This window comes from Streptomyces sp. BF23-19 (assembly GCF_041106355.1).
GTDB lineage: Bacteria > Actinomycetota > Actinomycetes > Streptomycetales > Streptomycetaceae > Streptomyces > Streptomyces virginiae_A.
Genome location: NZ_JBGBPT010000179.1, coordinates 1 through 4,637 on the forward strand (window position 1 = coordinate 1; position 4,637 = coordinate 4,637).

Here is a 4,637-nt window from a genome sequence, read left to right on the forward strand (position 1 = left end):
CGCGTACCGCAGGTGCGGTACGCGCGGGGCCGCGCATAGTCCCTGAGAAGGTGGGCGGTTCCGCCTGTGGGTGCTCGGAGCCCGGCGAACGGGCCCATAGGGTTGCCCGTATGAAGCTCCGAATGCCCCGGCGCCGCCGAGACCGTCTGCTGGCGGGCGCCGCCGCGCTCGCGGTCGTGGCGGGGGCCGGTACGTGGACGGCCGCGTCCGCGACCGGTGACGAACCCGCCGTGCACCGCCAGGACCAAGTCATGAACATGCCCGGCGCCGGGATCGACACCTCCTATTTCACCGCGGGCGGCGGCGGGGAAAAACGTCCCGCCGTACTCCTCGGGCACGGTTTCGGCGGCAGCAAGGACGACGTCCGCGAGCAGGCCGAGCGCCTCGCCCGGGACGGGTACGCCGTCCTGACCTGGTCGGCGCGCGGCTTCGGCCGTTCCGAGGGCCGGATCGGTCTGAACGACCCCGCGTACGAGGTCAAGGACGTCTCCCGGCTGATCGACTGGCTCGCCGCCCGGCCCGAGGTGAAGCTCGACGCGGCCGGAGACCCACGCGTCGGCGTCTCCGGCGCCTCCTACGGCGGCGCGATCTCGCTGCTCGCCGCCGGTCACGACCCGCGGGTCGACGCGATCGCGCCGCAGATCACCTACTGGAACCTCGCGGACTCCCTCTTCCCGAACGGCGTCTTCAAGAAGCTCTGGTCCGGCATCTTCTTCACCAGCGGCTCGACGGACGGGATGCAGCAGGCCCCGCGCGGCCCGCGACCGGAAGGGGCGACAGCGCCCGGTTGCGGGCGGTTCCAGCCCGAGCTCTGCGCGATGTACGAACGCGTCGCGGTGGCGGGCAAGCCCGATGCCGAGGCCCGCGCCCTGCTGGAGCAGCGCAGTCCGTCGGCCGTCGGCGACCGGATCAAGGTGCCGACGCTGATCGTCCAGGGCCAGGACGACTCCCTCTTCCCGCTGGACCAGGCCGATGCCATGGCCAAGGCCATCGCGGCGAACGGCGCGCCCGTGTCCGTGGACTGGGCGGCCGGCGGGCACGACGGCGGCATGCGCGAGGCCGACCGGACCGAGGCCCGCGTGGCCTCCTGGTTCGACCGCCACCTCAAGGGGGACGAGGGCGCCGACACCGGCCCGGCGTTCCGGGTCACCCGATCCGGAGGCATCGACTCCACCGACGGCGAGGTCACCCTGCGCGGCGCGACCGGCGACCGGTACCCCGGGCTGGAATCGGGCCAGCGCGAGTTCGCCCTGACGGGACCGGAGCAGACCTTCGCCAATCCGGCGGGCGGCGCGCCGCCCGCCTTGTCCTCGCTGCCGGGCATCGGTGGGCAGCTGGCCGCCTTCGGGGCCGGGCTCTCACTGGACTTCCCCGGCCAGAACGCCCGGTTCGATTCGGCGCCGCTGACCGAGGACCTGCGTATCACCGGCACCCCGACCCTCACCCTGAAGGTGAGGTCGACAGCTGCCGACGGCTCGGCCGTCCTGTTCGGCAAGGTGTACGACGTCGGGCCCGACGGCCGGCAGCAGGTGCTGCCGAGCCAACTGGTCGCACCGGTGCGGGTGGAGAACGGGCAGGAGGGCACGACCGTGCGCCTGCGGTTGCCCGCGATCGACCACGAGGTCGTGGCCGGACACCGGCTGCGGCTGGTGGTCGCCGCGACCGACCTCGGCTACGCGACCCCGGCCGCGCCGGCCACCTACACCGTCGGCGCGCAGGGCCCGCTGGCCGTGCCCGTCGCCGCCCAGGTGCGGACCGCCGCGACCGGCACGCCCGCCTGGACCTGGTGGCTGCCGCTGGGCGCGGTGGCCCTGGCCGCGGCGCTGCTCGGGATCCGACGGCCCGGCCGAGGCTCCGCGGGGCCGCGGTCCGGCACACCGCGGCCGGACCCCGCACTGGCCGACGTACCCCTGGAGATCACCGGACTGACGAAGCGGTACGCGAAGGCGCAGGACCGGTACGCGGTGCGCGACCTGTCCTTCCGCGTCGAGAAGGGGCAGGTACTGGGACTGCTCGGGCCCAACGGCGCCGGGAAGACCACCACCCTGCGGATGCTGATGGGGCTGATCTCCCCGGACGCCGGGGAGATCCGGGTCTTCGGCCACGCGGTACGGGCCGGGGCGCCCGTGCTGTCGCGGGTCGGGGCCTTCGTGGAGGGTGCCGGGTTCCTCCCGCACCTGACGGGCCGCGCCAATCTGGAGCTGTACTGGCAGGCCACCGGCCGCCCGGCCGAGGACTCGCACATGGCCGAGGCCCTGGAGATCGCCGGCCTCGGCGACGCGCTCGAGCGCGCGGTACGCACGTACTCGCAGGGCATGCGCCAGCGCCTCGCGATCGCGCAGGCCATGCTCGGGATGCCGGACCTGCTGATCCTCGACGAACCGACGAACGGTCTGGACCCGCCGCAGATCCGGGAGATGCGGGACGTGATGATCCGCTACGCCGCGGGAGGGCGGACGGTCATCGTCTCCAGCCACCTGCTGTCGGAGGTGGAACAGTCCTGCACGCACCTGGTGGTCATGGACCGCGGGCAGCGGGTCGCGGCGGGCGAGGTCGCCGAGATCACCGGCGGCGGGGACACCCTGCTGGTGACCCTGGCGGAGCCGGTGGACGAGGTGTGCGTCGAGAAGGTGGCGGCGCTGGAGGGAGTGGGTTCCGTGGTGGCCGCCGACGACGGGCTGCTCGTACGGCTCGAAGGCGCGACGGCCGCGGGTCTGATCGCCGAACTGGTACGGCTGGAGGTGCCGGTGAGCGGGGTAGGACCGCACCGGCGACTGGAGGACGCGTTCCTCACCCTGATCGGAGGTGCGGCGTGAGTACGGCGACGACGGTGCGGGAGGTGGCTCCGGGCTACCGGGCGAGCCGTACGCTCCCGCTGCGCGTGGAGGCGCTGCGGCAGTGGCGCCGGCGGCGGACGCTGGTGATGGCCGGGGTGCTGGCCGCACTGCCGTTCATCCTGATGATCGCGTTCGCGGTGGGCGGCGGACCGGGCAGCCGGGGCGGTGGGAACGGCCGGGTCACCCTGATCGACACGGCCACGGCGTCGGGGGCGAACTTCGCCGCGACCTGCCTGTTCGTCTCGGCCGGTTTCCTGCTGGTGGTGCCGGTGGCCCTGTTCTGCGGGGACACCGTGGCCTCGGAGGCGAGCTGGTCCTCGCTGCGCTACCTGCTCGCCTCGCCGGTGCCGCGGGCGCGGCTGCTGTGGAGCAAGCTGGTGGTGGCGCTGGGCTTCAGCCTGGCGGCGATGGTGCTGCTGCCGGTGGTGGCGCTCGCGGCGGGCACGGCCGCGTACGGATGGGGGCCGCTGAAGCTCCCGACGGGCAGGGCGCTGGCGGCCGCGGACACCGTGCCGCGGCTCGCGCTGGTGGTGGCCTTCATCTTCGTGTCGCAGCTGGTCACGGCGGGCCTGGCGTTCTGGCTGTCGACCCGGACGGACGCGCCGCTGGGCGCGGTGGGCGGGGCGGTCGGGCTGACGATCGTCGGCAATGTGCTGGACGCGGTGACCGCGCTCGGCTCGTGGCGGGAGTTCCTGCCGGCGCACTGGCAGTTCGCGTGGGCGGACGCCCTGCAGCCGCAGCTGGAGTGGGGCGGGATGGTCAAGGGGGCGGTGGTGTCGGCGTCGTACGCGCTGGTGCTGTTCGCGCTCGCCTTCCGCGGGTTCTCCCGCAAGGACATCGTGTCCTGAGCCGGCACGGACGGCCCACGGCTCGCGGGGCGTGGGCCGTGGGCCGTCCGTGGCAAAGCGGCCGCGCCCGTGTGTGGCTGCGGTCCGCACGCCCCCGGCACGATGAACAATCGCGGTCATCACGACCGAGGGGTACCGCCCATGCACACAGCAGGACCTCCGGCCCGCAGGGCCGTGCTGACCGGTGGCCTCGCGGCCGCCGCCGTCGCCGTCGGGCTCGCGGGATGCTCCTCGCCGCGCGTGCCGAGGGAGACGACCGCCGCGCCCGAGCCGCGGCCGGACACGCCGAAAGCCGCGTTCGCCCGCCTGATGGAGGGCAACGCGCGCTGGGTGAGCGGGGACCTGGACCACCCCGACCGGGATCCCGAGCGGCGCGAACTCGTGGCCGAGGCGCAGGACCCGTTCGGCGTGGTCCTCACCTGCATCGACTCCCGCGTGGCGCCCGAGCTCGTCTTCGACACCGGGCTCGGCGATCTGTACGTCCTGCGCACGGGCGGGCAGGCGATCGGCCCGGTGGTCACCGGTTCCGTCGAGTACGGGCCGATGACGGGCGGCACCCCGCTGATCGTCGTGCTCGGGCACCAGCGCTGCGGCGCCGTCGAAGCCGCCTACAAGTCGCTGCAGGACGGCACGCCCCTGCCCGGGAACCTCCAGGCGATCGTGAAGGCGCTGGGACCGGCGTACCTGCTGACGGTCGAGAACCCGGGCGCCGACCCGGTCGACACCATGATCCACCAGCAGATCCGGGTCACCGCGGACGGTCTGCGCGCCAACTCCGACCTGGCGCCCCTCGTGGAGAAGGGCGCCCTGGCCGTCGTCGGCGCCTACTACTCCCTGGACACCGGCAAGGTGGACGTCCTGACGGGCGCACCGGTCTAGGTGTATTGACTCGCAGGGTTGTTGACTCGGCTGATGGGTGGGTGTCCGTCGAGTGCGGTGTGGCAGCGGTGGT

Annotated in this window: 3 protein-coding genes; all 3 read left to right on the forward strand. The window is 73.8% G+C overall.

Annotation, left to right across the window (positions count from 1 at the left end; genetic code table 11):
- Nucleotides 1–110: 110 nt before the first annotated feature.
- The 3 genes from AB8A24_RS43020 (at nt 111) to AB8A24_RS43030 (ending at nt 4,564) form a co-directional block, all read left to right on the forward strand.
- Entirely contained in the window at nt 111–2,816 is a 2,706-nt protein-coding gene (locus AB8A24_RS43020) for an alpha/beta fold hydrolase (RefSeq protein ID WP_328960098.1), read from the forward strand.
- The gene (locus tag AB8A24_RS43025) at nt 2,813–3,685 is read left to right on the forward strand and encodes an ABC transporter permease (protein ID WP_369479227.1); all 873 of its coding nucleotides are present in this window, start codon (nt 2,813–2,815) and stop codon (nt 3,683–3,685) included. Before AB8A24_RS43020 ends, AB8A24_RS43025 begins: the two co-directional genes overlap by 4 nt.
- 141 nt (nt 3,686–3,826) lie before the next feature.
- Nucleotides 3,827–4,564: a carbonic anhydrase gene (locus AB8A24_RS43030; RefSeq protein ID WP_328960100.1), complete on the forward strand. Its 738-nt coding sequence runs from the start codon at nt 3,827–3,829 to the stop codon at nt 4,562–4,564.
- Nucleotides 4,565–4,637: the final 73 nt, after the last annotated feature.